This window comes from Streptomyces sp. R35 (assembly GCF_041053035.1).
In the GTDB taxonomy this organism is placed as follows: Bacteria; Actinomycetota; Actinomycetes; order Streptomycetales; family Streptomycetaceae; genus Streptomyces; species Streptomyces lutosisoli.
On record NZ_CP163440.1, the window covers coordinates 10,687,276 to 10,705,703 of the forward strand.

18 protein-coding genes are annotated in these 18,428 nt (G+C 68.8%); 10 read left to right on the forward strand and 8 right to left on the reverse strand.

The genetic code is table 11. The annotated features are described in order from the left end of the window. Window positions 1-28 precede the first annotated feature (28 nt). The 4 genes from AB5J50_RS48080 to AB5J50_RS48095 form a co-directional block, all read right to left on the reverse strand. Window positions 29-1,096: an alkene reductase gene (locus AB5J50_RS48080; RefSeq protein ID WP_369264832.1), complete on the reverse strand. Its 1,068-nt coding sequence runs from the start codon at window positions 1,094-1,096 to the stop codon at window positions 29-31. Window positions 1,097-1,437: 341 nt separating this feature from the next. Next, window positions 1,438-3,327: a propionyl-CoA synthetase gene (locus AB5J50_RS48085; protein WP_369264833.1), complete on the reverse strand. Its 1,890-nt coding sequence runs from the start codon at window positions 3,325-3,327 to the stop codon at window positions 1,438-1,440. A gap of 183 nt (window positions 3,328-3,510) precedes the next feature. After that, window positions 3,511-4,422 (reverse strand): alpha/beta hydrolase fold domain-containing protein, encoded by a 912-nt coding sequence (locus AB5J50_RS48090; protein ID WP_369264834.1) that lies wholly within the window; start codon window positions 4,420-4,422, stop codon window positions 3,511-3,513. A gap of 593 nt (window positions 4,423-5,015) precedes the next feature. Further along, the gene (locus tag AB5J50_RS48095; protein WP_369264835.1) at window positions 5,016-5,855 is read right to left on the reverse strand and encodes an alpha/beta fold hydrolase; all 840 of its coding nucleotides are present in this window, start codon (window positions 5,853-5,855) and stop codon (window positions 5,016-5,018) included. A gap of 68 nt (window positions 5,856-5,923) precedes the next feature. On the opposite strand from AB5J50_RS48095, the gene AB5J50_RS48100 reads away from it, so the two are divergent. After that, window positions 5,924-6,595 (forward strand): TetR/AcrR family transcriptional regulator, encoded by a 672-nt coding sequence (locus tag AB5J50_RS48100; RefSeq protein ID WP_369264837.1) that lies wholly within the window; start codon window positions 5,924-5,926, stop codon window positions 6,593-6,595. A gap of 147 nt (window positions 6,596-6,742) precedes the next feature. On the opposite strand, the gene AB5J50_RS48105 is transcribed toward AB5J50_RS48100, so the two are convergent. Beyond that, entirely contained in the window at window positions 6,743-7,366 is a 624-nt protein-coding gene (locus AB5J50_RS48105; protein WP_369264838.1) for a TetR/AcrR family transcriptional regulator, read from the reverse strand. Window positions 7,367-7,515: 149 nt separating this feature from the next. Here AB5J50_RS48105 and AB5J50_RS48110 point away from each other — a divergent pair, with 149 nt between their 5' ends. The 5 genes from AB5J50_RS48110 to AB5J50_RS48130 all read left to right on the forward strand — a co-directional run bounded on the left by AB5J50_RS48110 (window position 7,516) and on the right by AB5J50_RS48130 (window position 11,471). Next, window positions 7,516-8,511: an NADP-dependent oxidoreductase gene (locus tag AB5J50_RS48110; RefSeq protein WP_369264839.1), complete on the forward strand. Its 996-nt coding sequence runs from the start codon at window positions 7,516-7,518 to the stop codon at window positions 8,509-8,511. A gap of 49 nt (window positions 8,512-8,560) precedes the next feature. After that, window positions 8,561-9,427 (forward strand): alpha/beta fold hydrolase, encoded by an 867-nt coding sequence (locus tag AB5J50_RS48115; RefSeq protein WP_369264840.1) that lies wholly within the window; start codon window positions 8,561-8,563, stop codon window positions 9,425-9,427. Window positions 9,428-9,455: 28 nt separating this feature from the next. Continuing rightward, complete coding sequence (locus AB5J50_RS48120; protein WP_369264841.1) at window positions 9,456-10,262, forward strand: strictosidine synthase; 807 nt, start codon at window positions 9,456-9,458, stop codon at window positions 10,260-10,262. 112 nt (window positions 10,263-10,374) lie between these two features. Then, window positions 10,375-11,205 (forward strand): enoyl-CoA hydratase/isomerase family protein, encoded by an 831-nt coding sequence (locus tag AB5J50_RS48125; RefSeq protein WP_369264842.1) that lies wholly within the window; start codon window positions 10,375-10,377, stop codon window positions 11,203-11,205. Between the two features lie 107 nt (window positions 11,206-11,312). Further along, window positions 11,313-11,471 (forward strand): hypothetical protein, encoded by a 159-nt coding sequence (locus tag AB5J50_RS48130; RefSeq protein WP_369264843.1) that lies wholly within the window; start codon window positions 11,313-11,315, stop codon window positions 11,469-11,471. A 134-nt stretch (window positions 11,472-11,605) separates the two neighbouring features. On the opposite strand, the gene AB5J50_RS48135 is transcribed toward AB5J50_RS48130, so the two are convergent. Next, entirely contained in the window at window positions 11,606-12,319 is a 714-nt protein-coding gene (locus AB5J50_RS48135) for an SDR family oxidoreductase (protein WP_369264844.1), read from the reverse strand. A gap of 170 nt (window positions 12,320-12,489) precedes the next feature. Between AB5J50_RS48135 and AB5J50_RS48140 the strand changes: the two genes are divergently transcribed. Next, complete coding sequence (locus AB5J50_RS48140) at window positions 12,490-13,092, forward strand: TetR/AcrR family transcriptional regulator (RefSeq protein ID WP_369264845.1); 603 nt, start codon at window positions 12,490-12,492, stop codon at window positions 13,090-13,092. Window positions 13,093-13,229: 137 nt separating this feature from the next. On the opposite strand, the gene AB5J50_RS48145 is transcribed toward AB5J50_RS48140, so the two are convergent. Next, window positions 13,230-14,192 (reverse strand): LysR family transcriptional regulator, encoded by a 963-nt coding sequence (locus AB5J50_RS48145; protein ID WP_369264846.1) that lies wholly within the window; start codon window positions 14,190-14,192, stop codon window positions 13,230-13,232. Window positions 14,193-14,320: 128 nt separating this feature from the next. On the opposite strand from AB5J50_RS48145, the gene AB5J50_RS48150 reads away from it, so the two are divergent. Both AB5J50_RS48150 and AB5J50_RS48155 read left to right on the forward strand, forming a co-directional pair. Continuing rightward, the gene (locus tag AB5J50_RS48150; RefSeq protein WP_369264847.1) at window positions 14,321-15,481 is read left to right on the forward strand and encodes an iron-containing alcohol dehydrogenase; all 1,161 of its coding nucleotides are present in this window, start codon (window positions 14,321-14,323) and stop codon (window positions 15,479-15,481) included. A 65-nt stretch (window positions 15,482-15,546) separates the two neighbouring features. Then, window positions 15,547-16,557 carry an enoyl-CoA hydratase/isomerase family protein gene (locus tag AB5J50_RS48155; RefSeq protein ID WP_369264848.1) on the forward strand — a complete coding sequence of 337 codons (1,011 nt, stop codon included), beginning with the start codon at window positions 15,547-15,549 and terminating at the stop codon, window positions 16,555-16,557. 223 nt (window positions 16,558-16,780) lie between these two features. Here AB5J50_RS48155 and AB5J50_RS48160 read toward each other — a convergent pair whose 3' ends face one another. Further along, a complete protein-coding gene (locus AB5J50_RS48160) occupies window positions 16,781-17,794 on the reverse strand; it encodes an NADP-dependent oxidoreductase (protein WP_369264849.1) in 1,014 nt (337 codons plus the stop codon). 17 nt (window positions 17,795-17,811) lie between these two features. Here AB5J50_RS48160 and AB5J50_RS48165 point away from each other — a divergent pair, with 17 nt between their 5' ends. Then, a complete protein-coding gene (locus AB5J50_RS48165) occupies window positions 17,812-18,420 on the forward strand; it encodes a winged helix-turn-helix transcriptional regulator (protein WP_369264850.1) in 609 nt (202 codons plus the stop codon). Window positions 18,421-18,428: the final 8 nt, after the last annotated feature.

Here is an 18,428-nt window from a genome sequence, read left to right on the forward strand (position 1 = left end):
GTGATTCCCTCGGGCGCCAAGTCCTCCGTCAGGCGGCGTAGTTGGGGTAGTCGGTGTAGCCGGCCGCGCCGCCGCCGTAGAAGGTGTTGGGGTCGGGGGTGTTCAGGGGTGCGCCGGAGCGTACGCGCTCGACGAGGTCGGGGTTGGCGAGGGCCATGGTGCCGACGGTGACGACGTCGGCCAGGCCGTCTTCGATGTCCTTCGCGCGGGTGGCGATGTCGGCTCCGGCCCGGTTGAGGAGCAGGGTGGTCGGCCACAACTTGCGGAGGGTGAAGAGGAGTTCCTCGTCGCCACCGTGGCCGATGTGCAGGTAGGCGAGGTTGAGGGGGGCGAGGGCGCGCAGGAGGTGGGGGTAGAGCTCGTGGGGGTCGCTCTCCACGAGGTCGTTGATCTGGAAGGGGTTGCCGGGGGAGATCCGGATGCCGGTGCGGTCGGCGCCGATCTCGTCGGCCACGGCCATGGCGACCTCCACCGCGAAACGGATGCGGTTGTCGAGGGAGCCCCCGTACTGGTCGGTGCGCTGGTTGGTGCTCGGGAAGAGGAACTGGTTGACCAGGTAGCCGTTGGCCCCGTGGATCTCGACGCCGTCTGCGCCGGCCGCGATGGCGGCCGCGGCGGCGCGCCGGAAGTCGTCGACCGTCGCGGCGACTTCCTCGGTGGACAGCTCACGCGGCACCGGCATCTCCTGGAGCCCGGACGGGGTGAACGTCTGGCCCGTCGGCTTGATCGCGGAGGGAGCCACCGGCTGCCGGTGGTGGGGGGTGTTGTCCGGGTGGGCGATGCGCCCGGCGTGCATCAGCTGGATGACGATGCGCCCGTCGGCCCCGTGCACGGCGTCGGTGACCTTGCGCCAGCCGGCGATGTGTTCGTCGGTGTAGATGCCCGGGGTCACCGGGTAGCCCTGGCCGTCGGCGGAGGGCTGGGTGCCCTCGGTGATGATGAGCGCGTGCGAGGCGCGCTGGGCGTAGTACTCGGCGTTCAGCTCGGTCGGCACGCCGTCCGGAGTGGCCCGGCTGCGGGTCAGGGGAGCCATGGCCAGCCGGTGCGGCAGGGCGATCTCTCCGGCGGTGGTCGGGTTCCACAGGGCGTTGAGCATGAGTGATTCCTCAGATGATGGGCGGTGGATCGCTGGGGGGCGAGGGCGGCGCCGTGTGGGCGTGGTCGACCCGATCGGGGGCGCCCGGCTTTCCTGCTTCCGAGCCTGATGGCGTACCCGTCAGGACCCGTGTCGGCTGAGCCGGCGTCGGCGCGATCCATAGAATTACGAACATAATACTATGTCGCCGTGCAGGCGGCCGCAAGGGGGGCAGCCGACTGCTGGGACACCGAACGGGGTGACGATCGGCGCGGCTTCGGGTCTCATCTCAAACGAAGTGCATCGGCGGGCCGTGCCCCGCGCATGGGGGACGGCCTCACCCGCTGCTCTGCGTCAGTTGTTCACGGGGTGTCCCCGGCGGGGCGGAGCACAGGGCGCAGGACCTCGATGACGTCGGGGTCGTCCACCGTGGAGGGAATGGGTTCTTCGCGGCCGTCGGCGATGCCGCGCATCGTCTTGCGCAGGATCTTTCCCGAACGGGTCTTGGGCAGCGCGGACACGACCGCGACGTCCTTGAGGGAGGCGACGGCGCCGATGCGCTCGCGTACGAGCTGGACGAGTTCGGCCTCGACCTCGCCCGGTTCGCGGTCGATGCCGGCTTTCAGGACGACGAAGCCGCGCGGTACCTGTCCCTTCAGAGCGTCGGCGACGCCGATGACGGCGCACTCGGCGACGTCGGGATGGGCGGCCAGGGCCTCTTCCATGCTGCCGGTGGACAGCCGGTGCCCGGCGACGTTGATGACGTCGTCGGTGCGGCCCATGACGAAGACGTAGCCGTCGTCGTCGATGTGGCCGCTGTCGCCGGTGAGGTAGTAGCCGTCGTAGGCGGAGAGATAGGAGGCGACATAGCGGTCGTCGTCCTGCCAGAGCGTGGGGAGCGCGCCGGGCGGCAGGGGGAGCTTCACAACGATCGCGCCGTCGACGCCCGGGGGCACCGGCTCGCCCGAGGGGTCGAGGACGCGGACGTCCCAGCCGGGCAGCGGGCGGGTGGGTGAGCCGGGCTTGAGCGGAGCGGTTTCGATGCCCACGGGGTTGGCGACAATGGGCCAGCCGGTCTCGGTCTGCCACCAGTGGTCGATCACCGGGATGCCCAGAAGCTCGCTCGCCCAGTGATAGGTCTCGGGGTCGAGGCGCTCACCGGCGAGGAAGAGGTAGCGCAGGCCGGTCAAGTCGTAGCCCGCGGTGAGCGTTCCCTTCGGGTCCTCCTTGCGGATGGCCCGGAAGGCGGTGGGAGCCGTGAACATCGTCTTGACCCGGTACTCCGCGGCGACGCGCCAGAACTGGCCCGCGTCCGGGGTGCCGACCGGCTTGCCTTCGTACAGGACCGTCGTGGCACCGGCCAGCAGGGGCCCGTAGACGATGTACGAGTGTCCGACGACCCAGCCGACGTCGGAGCCGGTGAACATCGTCTCGCCCGGGCCCACGTCGTAGACGGCGCCCATGGACCAGTGGAGGGCGACCGCGTAGCCGCCGCAGTCACGCACGACTCCCTTGGGCTTTCCGGTCGTTCCGGACGTGTAGAGGATGTAGAGGGGATCGGTGGCGGGGACGGGAACGCAGTCGGCCGGAGGTGCGGCGGCGACCAGCTCGCCCCAGTCGAGATCGTCGGGACCCAATTCGGCCGTCTCCTGCGGGCGTTGCAGGATCACGCTCTTCTCCGGCTTGTGGGCCGCGAGTTCGATCGCCCGGTCGAGCAGGGGTTTGTACGCGATGACACGCTTGCCCTCGATGCCGCAGGAGGCGGAGACGACCACCTTCGGAGCCGCGTCGTCGATGCGCAGGGCGAGTTCGCGCGGGGCGAACCCGCCGAAGACGACCGAGTGCACCGCGCCGATACGTGCGCAGGCCAGCATCGCGACAACGGCCTCGGGGACCATCGGCATGTAGATCACCACACGGTCGCCGTGCTCGACACCGAGCCGCGAGAGCGCCCCGGCGAACGCCGCCACCTCGTCCCTCAACTGCACGTAGGTGTAGGTGCGCCGGGTGTCGGTCACCGGTGAGTCATAGATGAGGGCAGCCTGTTCGCCGCGGCCGGCTTCGACGTGCCGGTCGAGCGCGTTGAAACAGACGTTGAGCCGACCGTCGGGGAACCAGCGGTAGAAGGGGGCGCCAGAGGAGTCCAGGGCGCGTCGTGGGGTGACATCCCAGTCGATGCCCTCCGCCGCCTTCAGCCAGAAGCTCTCCGGGTCCTCGGTACTGGCGCGGAAGACATCCTCGTACGTTCCCATCGCGCACTCCTTTGTGGCATCAAGGGACGGTGGTGTGGCTGTGTGCGGAACCGTGTCGGACACAAGTACCGCATGCCGGCCGATCTGGTCGAGCAGGATGCCGGCGACCGGCGGTCCGGTCACCGGCATCGCGGTGGTGCGGCGGTCCGGCCGACAGGCCTCTCCGCCAGGTGCGGCTTGAGCTCACGCGCCGAGGTGCTTGCGGAGCCACTGACCCATCTGCTGGATCGCCTCGTCCACCTCGGGTACGCGCCCCGCGCCCAGGACGAACGAGTGCTGTCCCTCAGGCAGCGGGTGGACCTCGGAAGTGACCTTGAAGTCCGCGAGGCGGCGGCCGAGTTCGGCGCCGTCGTCGGCGAGGGTCTCGTACTCGCCGTAGTGGACGACCGTGGGCGGCAGGCCGGTCAGATCGGCGTTCACGAGGCTGATCGCGGGGTCGGCGAAGTCCACTCCGGGATCCTGGAGCCAGGCTGCTCGGAAGAGTTCGAGGGTGTTCCTGCTGAGCATCTTGTCGTTGTCCTCGTTCTCGTCCACCGACGCGTTCTGGATGGTGAGGTCGGTCCAGGGTGAGACGCTGACGATCGCGCCCGGGGTCGCCTCGCCCTGCGCGAGCAGGCGCAGCGGGAGCAGCACCGCGAGGGTGCCGCCGATCGAGTGGCCCGTGCTGCCGATGTTCCGCGGCTCGTAGCCCTGCGAGAGCAGCCAGCGGTAGGCGGTCTCGGCGTCGTCGAGCTGCGCGGGGTAGGGGTGTTCGGGCGCCAGGCGGAAGTCCACGACGAGGGAGCGGGCTCCGGCTGCCTTGGCGATGTGGCCGGCGGCCTTGCGGTCGGAGTGCATGGAGGCGGTGACGGATCCGCCGAAGTGGAAGTGGAGCAGTGCCTTGTCGGGGTCGGCGCCCTCGGGGATGGCCCACAGGGCGGGGACGCCGCCCGCGTCCACCTCGGCGTACGTGACGCCTTCCGGCTCGGTCGACGCCTTGTGGTTCGAGTCCACGATGTCGCGGATGACGGCCAGGTCGAGACCGGGTGTCGACGACTTCGCGCTCACGCTCGCGAGGAACTCCGCGAACTCGTGTGCCTCTTGGCTTACTGCCATGGTGCTGCTCCTTGTCGGGCGGGTGCCGTGCCGCGTTCCCCCGCGGCGGGCGGGTCGATGTACTGGTCATGACGCTAGTGGCTGAGTATATGAAAGTAAACTCAGATGAGTCGGAGTCGGCTGATGGATGCGCGGAGGCCCATGACGGGGCATCGGGCATGGATCCTTCAGGGCGCCTGCCGGGCGGGTCGCGATCTGTGGACCGGACCGCCCGGGGCCGGTGGGGCGAGTGCGTGCGGACGCGCCAGTGGGCGGCGTCCGCGCGGCGATCCGGGGATTCTGCCGCCGCGTCCAGCGTGGCTTCGGTGCGGTCGCGTGGCGGTGGGTGCGGGCGCGACAGCAGGGCACCAGTGCGCCCTGCCTGCATCGCGCGGGCTTGCCTGCCTCGGCCGGCCGTACCGGTAGGCCTGTCGGCTTGCCGAGCAACTGGTCAGGCCGACGGGATCGGCGGCGATCCGGCCGCCGGACTGTCCTGTGTCCGCGACCGTGGAGGCGCACATGACTTCATGGATGAGAAGGCGTGCTTGTCGCAGTCCTGGGACCCGTTGGGCTGGGCCGTCATTGCACACCGGGCATCAGCGACTGCACGGGTGCTACTCCTCGAGGAACTGAATGGCGTGCTTCAGGAACCGCTCGGGATACTGGAACTGCGCTCCATGCCCGGCATCGGGGTAGATCAGCAGTTGCGCGTTGGGGATGTTCTGGGCGAGGTGCCAGGAGTTGATCGAGGCGATCATCACGTCGTTCTCGCCGTTGAGGACCAGCGTCGGCTGGGTGATCGCGTTCAGGTGGGCGTAGGGGTTCTCGCCCGGCAGCGGTTCCGCGTAGGCGATGGTCGCTTCGAACTGCGCCTGTGCGACTGCGGGCGAGCTCGGCGGGTCCTGGTCGGCCCGCTGGTGACGTCGCTCCCAGAAGGCCTTGCCCGCTTGCTTCGCGGCTTCCGAGCGGCCGAAGAACAGGAAGAGGAAGTCCTCCAGGGTGGGGACCGGGTTCAGGGCGTACTGAGGCACCTGGGGGTCACTTGTCGGGTCCCCGCCTCGGAGGCCGGTGCCGAGCAGGAGGAGCTTGCGTACCAGCTGGGGGTGGCGCAGCGTGACCTCCTGAGCCTGGTAGCCGCCGAGCGAGAAGCCGAGCAGGTCGACCTGCTCCAGTCCCAGTGCCCGGATGACCGCGGCGATGTCGTCGGCCATGTCCTCCATCCGGTTACGCGGCGTGCCCGATGACGAGGCGATGCCGCGGCCGTTGAACAGGATGACCTCACGGCCTTCGGCCAGGCCGTCGGTGAGCAGCGGGTCCCAGTTGTCCATTCCCCCGCGGAAGTGCTGGACCAGGAAGATCGGGACTCCGGAGGGCTTGCCCCAGCGGCGGTAGGCGAATCGGTCGCCGTCGACATCGATGTACTGGGTCGGTGCGGTCACATGGGTGTCACTCATGGTCTGGGCCTTTCTGGAGCAGGTAAGCAATAGAATGACGATCGTAATTCAATAAGTCAAGACCTTTGATGTCGATCGACATCTATGTACGCTTGACCGCAGAGCGTCAATTGAGGAAGGGGCGGCCGATCGTGCGGGTCACCAAGGCGCAGGCAGAGCGCAACCGTGCCCACATCGTCGCGACAGCCGCCAGGCTGTTCCGTGAGCGCGGATATGACGGTGTCGGTGTGGCGGAACTGATGGCGGCCGCCGGGTTCACGCATGGCGGGTTCTACAAGCACTTCCGCTCCAAGGCCGACCTGATGGCCGAAGCGTCCGTAAGCGGGCTCGCGCAGACCGCGGCACGGGCGGAAGGCCTGGACCCCGCCGAGTTCGTCGAGCGCTACGTCTCGCGGGAGCATCGCGACGGGTGCGGTGACGGCTGCACCATCGCGGCCCTGAGTGGCGACGCCGCACGCCAGCCGGCGGACATCAAAACAGAGTTCGCAGCCGGGATCGAGAACCTGCTGACGGCTCTTCAGGCTCAGAGTGATACGCCGGGGGATGCGGACCAGCGCGCGACCCGCACCATGGTGATCGACATGCTCGCCCACTCGGTGGGCGCGGTCATGTTGTCGCGCGCATGCCCGGACGGTTCTCCGCTGGCGGACGAAATCCTCGATGTCTGCCGCGCGGGGATTCTTGCGTCACTGGCACACGGCAACGTCGACGGGTCGGAGGCGGGGGGCCCGGAAGCCTGACCGCAGCCGAGTGGTCTTGCCGAGTTGCGCGGCGCGGATCGCGGTGACGTACCCGCTGTTCCGGCGCCGAGGGCGACGACGCCGTAGTGCGTGCTCATGAGGTGCCCCCTTTCCGGGGGTTTGATGGGTGGCGCGTGGAGCGAGCGGTCATGCGGCGCGGTGGTGGGGTGCCAGGGTGGCGTGGATCTGGTCGCGGATGTCGGCGAGGACGGCATCGTCGCTGCGGTGCAGGTACACGGTGGCGGTGGTGCTGATGTGGATGATCGCGGTGATCACCCGCGCCAGCGTTGCCGCGTCGGCGGCACCGATGTGCTCGTCGCGGGTGAGCAGGCCGGTGATGCCGTCCTCGAGGCGGCCGGCAAGGGCCAGGCCCGCTTGCCGGTAGGGCTCGGCCGGGTCGCCGAAGACGAGTTCGTGCAGGTATGTGCGGCCGTTCTCGATGTGCTCCCTCACGCACTCCACGACGGGACGGATGAGAGCGATGACCCGCTCCAGCGCGCCCTGTCCGACGGCGGTGTTCGCGGCGGCGAGGCCGGAATCGACGGCGGCGGCGAACTTCTCGTTCTGCACCATGATCAGCAACTCGGCCTTGGTGGACGCGTACAGGTAGAGCGTCCCGATCGCGACATCGGCCCGGCGGGCGACCTGCTGCGTCGTGACCTTGTCGACGCCGTGTTCGACGAACAGCTCGCGGGCTGCGGTCATGATGCGCTCGCGCTTGTCCTGTTTGGCCCTCTCGCGGCGCCCGATCGGCATGTGACCGCTTCCCATGGGGACCTCCCTTGACAAAATTTCTGAGTGGACTCATAGTTGAGTGTACTCGGATTGGTCGGGTGGGGCGAGGTCCCGGATGTCGCACCGAGTTTGCCGATCCAATCTCAAACCTGGACAAATAGGACGAAGACTAGGAGTGGCGCCCCATGAGAGCGTTCGTCGTCACCAAGTACAAGGAGCCGCTGCAGGAGGTGGAGGTCCCCGAGCCCACCGTGGGGGAGCACGACGTGCTCGTCCGGGTGGAGGCCGCCGGGCTGAACCCGCTGGATGAGAAGATCCGCGCCGGTGAGTTCAAGCAGATCCTGCCCTACAAGCTGCCGCTGATCCTGGGCAACGACGTCGCGGGCACCGTCATAGGCGTCGGGACAGCGGTTCGCGGCTTCAAGCCCGGAGACGAGGTCTACGGTCGGCCCGACCAGGACCGCATCGGCACCTTCGCCGAACGCATCGCCGTCGCGGAGGGCGACCTGGCGCTCAAGCCCGCCTCGATCAGCATGAATGAGGCCGGCTCGCTGCCGCTGGTGGCGCTCACGGCGTGGCAGGCGCTGGTGGAGCGCGGGAAGGTACGGCCCGGGCAGAAGGTTCTCATCCACGCCGGCGCCGGCGGGGTCGGTTCGATCGCGATCCAGCTCGCCGCGCACCTCGGTGCGCACGTCGCCACGACCGCCAGCGCTTCCAACGAGCACTTCGTGCGCGCGCTCGGCGCGGACACGGTGATCGATTACCGCACCCAGGACTTCGAGCAGCTCCTGACCGGCTACGACCTGGTGTTGGACAGCATCGGTGGGGAGACTCTCGAGAAGTCCCTGCGGGTGCTCAAGCCCGGCGGCAAAGCCATCGGGATCGCCGGTCCCCCGGAGCCCACTTTCGCGCGCGAGGCCGGCCTCAACCCGCTGCTGCGCCTGGCGGTCGCCGCCCTGAGCCGCAAGATCCGTAAGCAGGCGAAGAAGCTCGGCGTGACGTACGAGTTCCTGCTCATGCGCGCCAGCGGCGACCAGCTCCGCCAGATCACCACCCTCATCGACCAGGGCGTGGTGCGCCCGGTCGTGGGAAAGGTGGCTGGCTTCGACCAGACCCCGCAGGCGCTGCAGTCCCTGTCCCAGGGCGGCATCCGCGGCAAGGCCGTCATCGGCAGCAGCTGACCCGCCGCAACCGCGACGGGCGACACGAAACAGACCAGGAGAATCCGCCATGAGCAGCACCGACACCCCGAACGAAGCCGTCATCACCTCCTACGCGAAGGCCCCGGCCCGCACCGTCACCGCTGGCGGCGTCACCTACGCCTACCGCGAGCTGGGACCGAAGGGCGGCATCCCCGTCGTCTTCTTCGTCCACCTCGCCGCGACCCTGGACAACTGGGACCCCCGCATCATCGATCCCATCGCGAAGGGCCGTCACGTCATCGCCTTCGACAACCGCGGCGTCGGGGCATCCACCGGCCAGGTGCCGGACAGTGTCGAGGCGATGGCCGACGACGCCTACACCTTCATCAGGGTGCTCGGGTACGACAAGATCGACGTCTTCTCCTTCTCCCTCGGCGGCATGGTCGCCCAGGCCCTGGTGGTCAAGCACCCCGAGCTCGTCCGCAAGCTGGTCCTCACCGGCACCGGGCCCAAGGGCGGCAAGGACATGGACAAGGTCGCCAGAATCACCTACTGGGACATCCTGCGCGCCACCTTGACCCGTTCGGACCCCAAGGAGTTCCTGTTCTTCAACCGCAACGCCACCGGCAAGCCCGCCGCGCGCGCGTTCGTCAACCGGCTCAAGGAGCGCACCGTCGACCGCGACGCGGACATCAAGACCAAGGCGTTCCAGACGCAGCTGAAGGCGATCAAGAAGTGGGGGCGCTCCACCCCCGACGACCTGTCGTCGATCACGCAGCCCACCCTGATCGCCAACGGCGACAACGACCGCATGGTGCCGTCGGTCCTGTCGGAGGACCTGCACCGGCGCATCAAGGGCAGTGAGCTGATCATCTACCCCGACTCCGGGCACGGCGGCATCTTCCAGTACCACCAGGAGTTCGCCCCCGTAGCGGTCGAGTTCCTGGCCCGATGACCACCACTTGACCAGGAAAAAGGCCCTCATGAGCACGTCACCGGCCGCCGCGCCCCCGGAAGTGAAGAAGCCTCTCACCTCCTCGATCCTGCTGTGGGTGCGCACCGACCAGCCCCGCCAGACCGGCATGGACCACTGGAAGGGCCCGCACTCAGGGATCATCTCCGCCACCCCGGGCCTGGAGGAGTACCGGCAGATCCACCTCGCCGAGCACAACCCGGGCCGGTGGCCGGCTATCGACGGGGTCCAGACCGCGATCCCCGCCGACCGGAAGATCGACGGCGTCGCGGAAGTCACCTTCCAATCGGCGCTTGCACCCCTGAAAGGGCGCAAGCAGACGAAGCTGGCCTATGCCGACGAGATCAACGTGTTCCGCCGCACCCTGCTCTACGCCGGCCCGCCGAACTCATCCCGCTGGTACGACGTCGCAGGCCCCGGACAGACGGTCGGTGCCCGCGCGCTGATCTACCTTCGCCGCAGGGACGGCGTCGGCGCCGGCGCCTTCCGGAAGTTCGTCAACGAGCAGCTCGCCCCCGCGCTCGCCGGCACCGGAGCGCCGACGGAACTGCGCACGCAGACGTTCCTGCCCTGGACGAAAAAGCTCTGGGACACCCCGGACGTCGCCCACGACAACCCCCACGACCAGCACTTCCACGCCTCGGTCAGCCTCGGGTTCGCCGACACCGCAGCACGGGACGCCTTCTTCACCGGCAACCTGGTCGAGGACCTGTCCGACCGGCTGGCATCGCAGGTCTCCGCGATCCACGCCTACGACGTCACCGCCGCCCTCACCTACGTCAAGAACGGCGACATCCTCCCGCACTACGAGGAGTGAGCGGCGCGGGCTCTGCTCAGCAATGCATCCGCGCCACGCTTCCCCGCCCTCCTCGCGCCCCCGTCGCCGTCTGACACCCGTCACGTATCCGAATCCGTATCCGGAGCCAGCCATGAGCGAGCACAGCACCATCCACTACGAGCGCACCTCACCGCAGATCGCGAAGATCACCTTCGCCAACCCGCCCGTCAACCTCATCACCGGCGAGACCGTCCTGCGCCTCATCGAGATCGTCGAAGAACTGGCCACCGACCCGGACATCCAGGTCGTGCTGTTCGACAGCGCCACCCCCGACTTCTTCTACAACCACTTCGACCTGGCTGCCGCCGCCGACTTCCCCGCCCCCGAGGACCCGGAAGCGGCGCCGGCATGGACGAATCTGGTCCTGGAACTCTCCAAAGCGCCCTACATCACCATCGCGGCCATCCGGGGACGCACCCGCGGCGGCGGGAACGAGCTCGCCCTCGCCCTCGATCTGCGCTATGCCAGTCGTGAGAAGGCGATCTTCGGACAGCCCGAGGTAGGCAGCGGACTGCTGCCCGGCGGTGGCGGCACCGAACGCCTCCCCCGGGCCATCGGACGCGACCGCGCCCTGGAAGCCATCCTCACCAGCGACGACTACGACGCCGACACCGCCGAGCGCTGGGGCTGGGTCACCCGCGCCCTCCCCGACAGCGAACTCGACGCTTTCGTCGGCACCGTCGCCGCCCGGCTCGCCTCCTTCGACCGCACCTCACTCGCCTCGGCCAAAGCCCAGATCAACCGGGCATCCCTGCCCCCGGACGCGGACCTGGTCGCCGCGTACGGCGAGTTCGCCCACTCCCTCACCCTTCCCGGTTTCCTCACCCGGGCCGCAGGCACGCAGGCCGTCGCCGAACAGGCCGGCATCGACTTCGAATACCGTCTCGGGCACCACATCGGCGTCGCCAACCAGCAACGCTGACACCCGGCAGGAAGCGAGCACGTACGCAGCAGATGCCGCGGCCGTGCTCGCTTTGTCGCGAGTCCCATCTGGGTCGTCGTACGCCTGCCCGATGGGGGAGGGGAACGATGGCGCGAAGCCCGGTCACCATCGAGGACGACCGACGGATCGGCGCTGCCGCGGACGCGGTGGTGTTCGACGTCGTCCGTACCGTGGCCGACCGGCGCCCCGGTATCGCCGGCGAATTCGAGAGCGTCGGCGCCCGCGTCGGGGCACAGGCCGACTGACGAGGGCTCACCACCGAGTGGCGCGGCCCGTACGCCGACCAGGCCGCGGGTGGTGTCGGGGAAGTGCCCTGGTCGAACCCCATGGATCACGCGGTCCCGACGTCAGGAGATCACATCGGGACCGAAGGACAGGTTCAGGCGTTCGTGCCGCGCAGGTCCGGGTAGAGCGCCTCGACCGGGCCGCTCAGAGCCGCCTTGACCCCCTGGGTCAATTCGTCGGCCAGGACCTCGTACTCGCCGGCCTCGACCGCGTCGTAGACCGTCGTCACCAGCTGCGTCGGCAGCATCTTGGGTCCCTCGGCGTGCGCGGCCATGTCGGTGTCGACGTAGCCCATGTGCACACCCGTCACGTGGATGCCCATGGGTGCGAGCTCGATGCGCAGCGAGTTGGTGGCCGACCACAGTGCGGCCTTGGACGCGCTGTAGACGCCGCCGAAGGCGTACCAGCTGGCAACGGAGTGCACGTCGACGAGGGCCGACCCCTGCTTGGCGGCGAGGATCGGTGCGAAGGCGCGGGCAAGGAGGACTGGTCCGAAGAAGTTCGTCTCCATGTTCGCCCGGATGTCCGCCTCGGTGACGTCCAGCAGGCTCGCGCTCGGCGGGGTGGCGCCCGCGTTGTTGACGAGCACGGTGACGTCCGCCGCGGCGGCGACGGCCGCGTCGATCGACGCGCGGTCGGTGACGTCAAGGGTCAGGGGGACGATGCGTTCGTCGTCCCAGGCGCGGGGGGAACGGGCGGTGGCGTAGACCTTGGCGGCGCCGCGTGCCAGGGCGTCGTGGACGAAGTGGGTGCCGATGCCGCCATTGGCGCCGGTGACGAGGACGACTGCTCCATCGAGGGAGGGCATGGGTGTTCCTTCGTTCCAGGGGGGATGTGAAGTGCGTGGCTCTGCACGGATGGAGCAATGACTGCTCGCCCTGTCATGGGAGAATGAGCACAGCCATATTCGAGCCCACGCGGTAGCGAGTGTAATCATAACTGACTGCGGTCAGAATCTTATTCCTGGAGGATACCGCCATGTCTGTCGCCCCCCGGCCGGTCGGACGGCGCGAGCGGAACAAGCAGGAGAAATTCGACCGCATCGTCGCGGCCGCCACTGAGCTGTTCGCCGAGCACGGCATCGATGACGTCACGACCCAGCAGATCGCCGACAAGGCCGACATCGGCACGGGGACCCTGTTCCTCTACGCCAAGACCAAGGGCGAACTCCTCCTGCTCGTGCAGAACGCCAAGTACGCCGAAGCGCTTGAGCAGGGCCGGGCGGACGCCGAGAGCGTCCCGGGCGTGCTGGACGCGGTGCTGGCGATCGTCCGGCCGATCGTGGAGTGCAACCGCACCCAGATCGACAACGGACGTACCTACCTGCGAGAGATGGTCTTCGGCGACCCCGAGGAGCCCCGGCACGGCGCGGCACTCGCCATCGTCGCGCAGACCGAGGAGGCCGTCGCCGCCGTGCTGCGCCGAGACGAGCGGGTCGCAGAGGGCGACGCCGCGACGCTGGCACACATCGTGTCCGCCGTGATGTTCCTCAGCACGGCGGCGAGCGTGAACATCGCCTTGAGCGTCGAGGAGATCGTGCAGGACATCCGGGGGCAGGTTGAGGCCCTGCTGCCTCGCTGAAGCGCGGCCGGCCTCCGTCCCAGGCGATCATCAGGATGGTTTTCGGCTACGCCATGGCTCTGATCCTGACCGCCGCGACCAGGCGTCGGCTGTGGTTCGATCGGCGGGATTCCACCGCACCTGCATCTCGCCGGCGTTCACTCCGGAAGCAGTTCATCGGCCCGTTCGGCGACCTCTTGCCGTAGCGCGGCCCACAGGGCGCGCACGGCGGCGTGTGTCACCGCCTCCCGGCGGACGGCCAGGGTGATGGGGAGCCGGATGTCGATCTCGTCGGGGAGCAGCCGGCGCAGTTGCGTCCGCTGGGTCAGGAAGGCCGGAAGGACGCCGATGCCGGCTCCCTGCCGGGTGGCTTCGAGTTGGGCGAAGACGTTCGTCGAGGAGAAGGCGGGGGTCATGCCGGGAAGGTGGCGCTCGATGTCGAGGTCGCCGACCTGCAGCATGGACTCGATGTAGAAGATGAGCGGGTGCTCGCGCAGCTCCGCCAGCGACTTCGGCCGGCCGTACTGGGCCAGGTAGTCGTCGCAGGCGTAGAGCCCCAGCGTGTAGTCGGTGAGGTGCTCGGTCACCAGGCGGCTGCTGGAGGGAACGCCGATGACTACGGCGAGATCGAAACCGGACGGGCGCAGGGCTAGCTGCCGTGTCGCGGTGATGAGTTCGACCTGGAGCCTGGGGTGTTGGCGGCGCACCCGTACGAGGGCGGGCGTGGCGAAGGCGGTGCCGAAGCCGTCGGGCGCGCTGACGCGCACCGTGCCGTGCAGGGACGGCGAGTCCTGGCCCTCCACGGTGTCGACGACGCGGTCGATGGCCTCCTCGATCACGCGCGCGCTGTCCGAGATGGCTCTTCCGATCTCCGTCAGCGTCCATCCGTCCGGGCCGCGCTCGATGAGGCGCAGGCCGATGCTCTTCTCCAGCGCGGCGACACGGCGTGACACGGTGGTGTGGTCCACCCCGAGTGCGTCGGCGGCTGTCACCAGGCGTCCGGTACGGGAGACCGCGAGCAGGTAGCGCAGGTCGTCCGCGCGGAGTCTGCGCGGGTCGATGGAGCGAGGCGAGCCGGCCGGCCGTGGAGCGGGGCTCTCGTCCGGGGAGTGGGGATGCACAGTCCCACCGTATCTGCGTTTCTGCACAGTCGGTGTGCGCCATTGGTGGTTGTTTGCACACGGTGCGGGGCCGCACAGTCGGGGCAGCGGGCGCGACATGCTCCGCTGTTCTTGCCGAAAGGGCCACCATGGTTGCCAGCCTCTCCCTCCCGCGGATCCTGCGCGTCGGCGGCGGTGCCGTCGGCGAGCTGGGTGACGTCGTCGAAGGGTTGGGCCTGCACCGCCCCTTGCTGGTGACGGACGCGTTCCTTGCCGGGACGGGTGTGGCGGAACGCCTGATGTCGACGCTGAGGGATGCCGGGCTACAGCCGTGCCTGTTCGCCGGCACCGTCCCGGATCCGACGACCGACTCGCTCGAGGCGGGCCTGGCCGTGCTGCGGGAACACGGGGCGGACTCGGTGATCGGGTTCGGCGGTGGCAGCCCGATGGACACCGCCAAGGCCCTCGGGCTGCTGGGCGTCCAGGGCGGCAGGATGCGGGACTACAAGGCCCCGCACACCAGCCTCGGCCCGGCGCTTCCGGTGATCGCGGTCCCGACCACCGCGGGCAGCGGCTCGGAGGCCACCCAGTTCACCATCATCACCGACAGCGCGACGGACGAGAAGATGCTCTGCCCGGGGTCGGCGTTCCTGCCGGTCGCCGCCGTCGTCGACTTCGAACTGACCCTGTCGATGCCGTCCCGGCTGACCGCCGACACCGGTGTCGACGCGCTCACCCATGCCGTCGAGGCGTACGTGAGCCGCAAGGCCAACCCGTTCTCCGACGGCCTCGCCCTGAACGCGATCCGGACCATCGGCCGCCACCTCCGCCGCGTCTACGCCGACGGCGGAGACATCGAGGCGCGCGAGGCGATGATGCTCGCAGCGACCCAGGCCGGCATCGCCTTCTCCAACTCCAGCGTGGCGCTCGTGCATGGCATGAGCCGTCCGATCGGCGCTCACTTCCACGTTGCCCACGGTCTGTCGAACGCGATGCTCTTCCCCGCGGTGACGGCGTTCTCCGTGCCCGCCGCCGAGAGCCGGTACGCCGACTGCGCCCGCGCCCTCGGAGCCGCCACCGAGGGCGACAGCGACGCCGTGGCCGCCGAGAGGTTCGTGGAGGCGCTCCGAGCCCTGTGCAAGGATCTTGAGGTGCCCACCCCAAGAGCCCACGGCATCGACAAGGACGAGTGGTTCCGCCTGTCGCCCCTCATGGCAGAGCAGGCGCTCGCGTCCGGATCCCCGGCCAACAACCCCGTCGTACCCACCGTGAACGAGATCCAGGATCTCTACGCGCAGATCTACGCCTGACACCTGGCGAGTGAGGAACGTGATGGCCACGACAGCAGGTCCGCACGGATGGCGAGGTGACGACGGTGACTGATACCGCAGCGGTCGAGATTCTCGCCGATGTCCATCGGGGCGTCGGCCGCATCCTGCTGAACCGGCCCAAGGCGCTCAACGCCCTGACGACAGGCATGGTCGCCGCCATCGCCCGTGTGCTCGCCGCGTGGGAGGACACACCGCTGTCCGCTGTGCTGATCGCCAGTACCAGCACGAAGGCGTTCTGTGCCGGTGGAGACATCCGCACGATCCGCGAGCACAGCCTCGCCGGGGATGCCGAGGCCAGCGAGCGGTTCTTCGCCTCCGAATACCGGCTCAACGCCCGGATCGCCGAGTATCCCGTGCCGGTCGTGTCGCTCATCGACGGCGTGTGCATGGGCGGCGGTCTCGGTCTGTCCGTCCACGGCAGCTTCCGCGTCGTCACCGAGCGCGCGGTGCTGGCGATGCCCGAGACCGGGATCGGCTTCTTCCCGGATATCGGGGCCAGCTACTTTCTGCCGCGGCTGCCCGGCGCGATCGGCATGTACCTGGGTCTGACCGGGCAGCGGCTCGACGCGGCCGACGCCCTGTACACGGGGCTGGCCACGCACTTCGTCCCCGCGGACGGGCTCGACGCGGTCAGTGATGCCCTGGCCGACAACCTCGACGACCCGGTCGACGTCGTCCTGAACCGCCTCGCCGGCCGTTCCCCGGTGGCGGAGAGCAGGCTGGCGGAGGTACGCGGGGACGTGGACTGGGCGTTCGGCGCGCCGGCCCTCGGCGAGATCGAGAAGCGCCTGCGCCGCCTCGACACCCCCTGGGCGGCAGCGGCGTTGGTCGCCTTGGAGTCCGCCTCGCCGCAGAGCCTGGAGATCACTCACGCCCTGCTCGCCCGGGGGAGGCAGCGCACGTTGCGCGAGTGCCTCGGCGCCGAACTCGCCCTCACGCGCACGACCATCCGCACGCCGGACTTCCTGGAGGGCGTCCGTGCGGCCCTGGTCGACAAGGACCGCACTCCCCACTGGCAACGTGCGTCGCTCGGCGGACGGACGCTGCCGGCCTGAGCATGTCCGCCGCTCTCGCGCTTACGGCGCGCGGATCCTCAGGAGCCATGCTGTCAGCCATGCCGTCCACGACAGCCGGTACGCCGCCGGTGCAAGCCTGCCGTAGAGCCGAGTGGCGCGCTGCGCCACGAGCGTATGGCGCTGCGGAATGGCCCCGAGATGCCGACAAGGGCGCCTCCCCGCGAAGCGGTTGCCCATGGACCGCTGTGTGGCCGGCCTTGCCTCAGTCGTTCTCGGGCACCATGGAGACCACGACCTTGCCGGCCTTGGTGCGGCCCTGCTCGACGTACGCCATCGCCTCGAGCGTCTGGTCGAACGGGAACGTCCTGTCGATGACGGGGCGGAGTTGCCCGCTGTCGTAGAGGGCACCGAGCTTGCGCAGCTGGGAGCCGTTGGCCTGCATGAAGAAGAACTGGTATCGCACGCCCAGCGCCCTGGCCTGCTTGCGGATCTTGCGGCTGAGCGTGTTCATGACCGCACCCATGAACGAGGGGGCGCCGAGCTGCTTGGCGAACCCGGCGTCCGGCGGGCCGACGACACCGATGGCCAGGCCGCGGGGCTTCAGTACTGTCAGCGACTTCTCGAGGTTCGCCCCGCCCAGGGAGTCCAGCACCAGGTCGTAGCCGGACAGTACTTCCGAGAAGTCTTCCTTGGTGTAGTCGATGACGACGTCGGCGCCGAGGCTCCTGACCAGCTTCTCGGTGTCGGTGTCCGTCGTCGTCGCCACTGTGGCGCCGAGGTGCTTGGCGAGCTGGATGACCGTCGACCCGAGGCCGCCGGCACCGGCGTGGACGAGCACCTTCTGGCCCGGCTTCACATGGGCACGGTCGACGAGAATCTGCCAGGCGGCCAGGGCCACCAGCGGCACGGCGGCTGCCTCTTGGGGGGTGAGCGAGGCCGGCTTGGGCGCGACATCGTCCACGTCGATGGCGATGAACTCCGCGAAGCCTCCGATCCGCAGGTCGCGCGGGCGGGCGTAGACCTCGTCGCCGACTTTGAAGCTGCGTACGGCGGAGCCGACCCGCGTCACGACGCCGGCCACGTCGTGGCCGAGCGTGAACGGGAGTTTGTACTTCAGGAGCTGCTTGAACTCCCCGTTGCGGACCATTTTGTCCAGCGGGTTGATGCTGGCGGCGCTCACTCTGACCAGGACGTCGCGGTCCCCGACGGTGGGCTCAGGTACCTGTGCGGCGCGTGCGCCGTCCTTGCCGTACTTCTCGACGACGAATGCCTTCATGTCGGCCGCCTTTCTGCGTGATCTTCGCGGTGGGTTTCTCGGTGCTCGATGTGCTGGTCATGACGCTACTAACTGAGTATAGGAAAGTAAACTCAGGTGAGGTTAGAATCGCCCCCATGGATGCGAGGACCGAAGCTCTTCAGGACGCCGGCATGGACCCCCGTCTCGACCGGGACATGTCGAACTGCTCGATTGCCCGAACCCTTGAGGTCGTGGGTGAGAAGTGGACGATTCTGATCCTGCGCGAGGTCTGGTACGGCTCGTCCCGCTTCGGAGACTTCGAACGTGTCCTCGGCTGTCCTCGCAACCTCCTCGCGGCGCGGCTCCGGATGCTCGTGGAGGAAGGGATCCTGGCCACGGAGACCTACAAAGAGCCGGGCTCACGGAGTCGGCCGAAGTACGTGATCACGCCCAAGGGCATGGATCTGGTTCCGGCCGTGATGGGGCTCCTGCAGTGGGGTGACCGTTACCGAGCCGACCCGGAGGGTCCGGCCGTACTGACGCGACACCGTGGATGCGGCGCGCACGTCGACGCCCAGATCCGCTGCGAACGAGGCCACGCCGTGCAGGCGGAAGACGTCGAGAGCGTCCCCGGCCCCGCCTTTCGTATGAGGCCCGCCGAGTGAACTGAGCG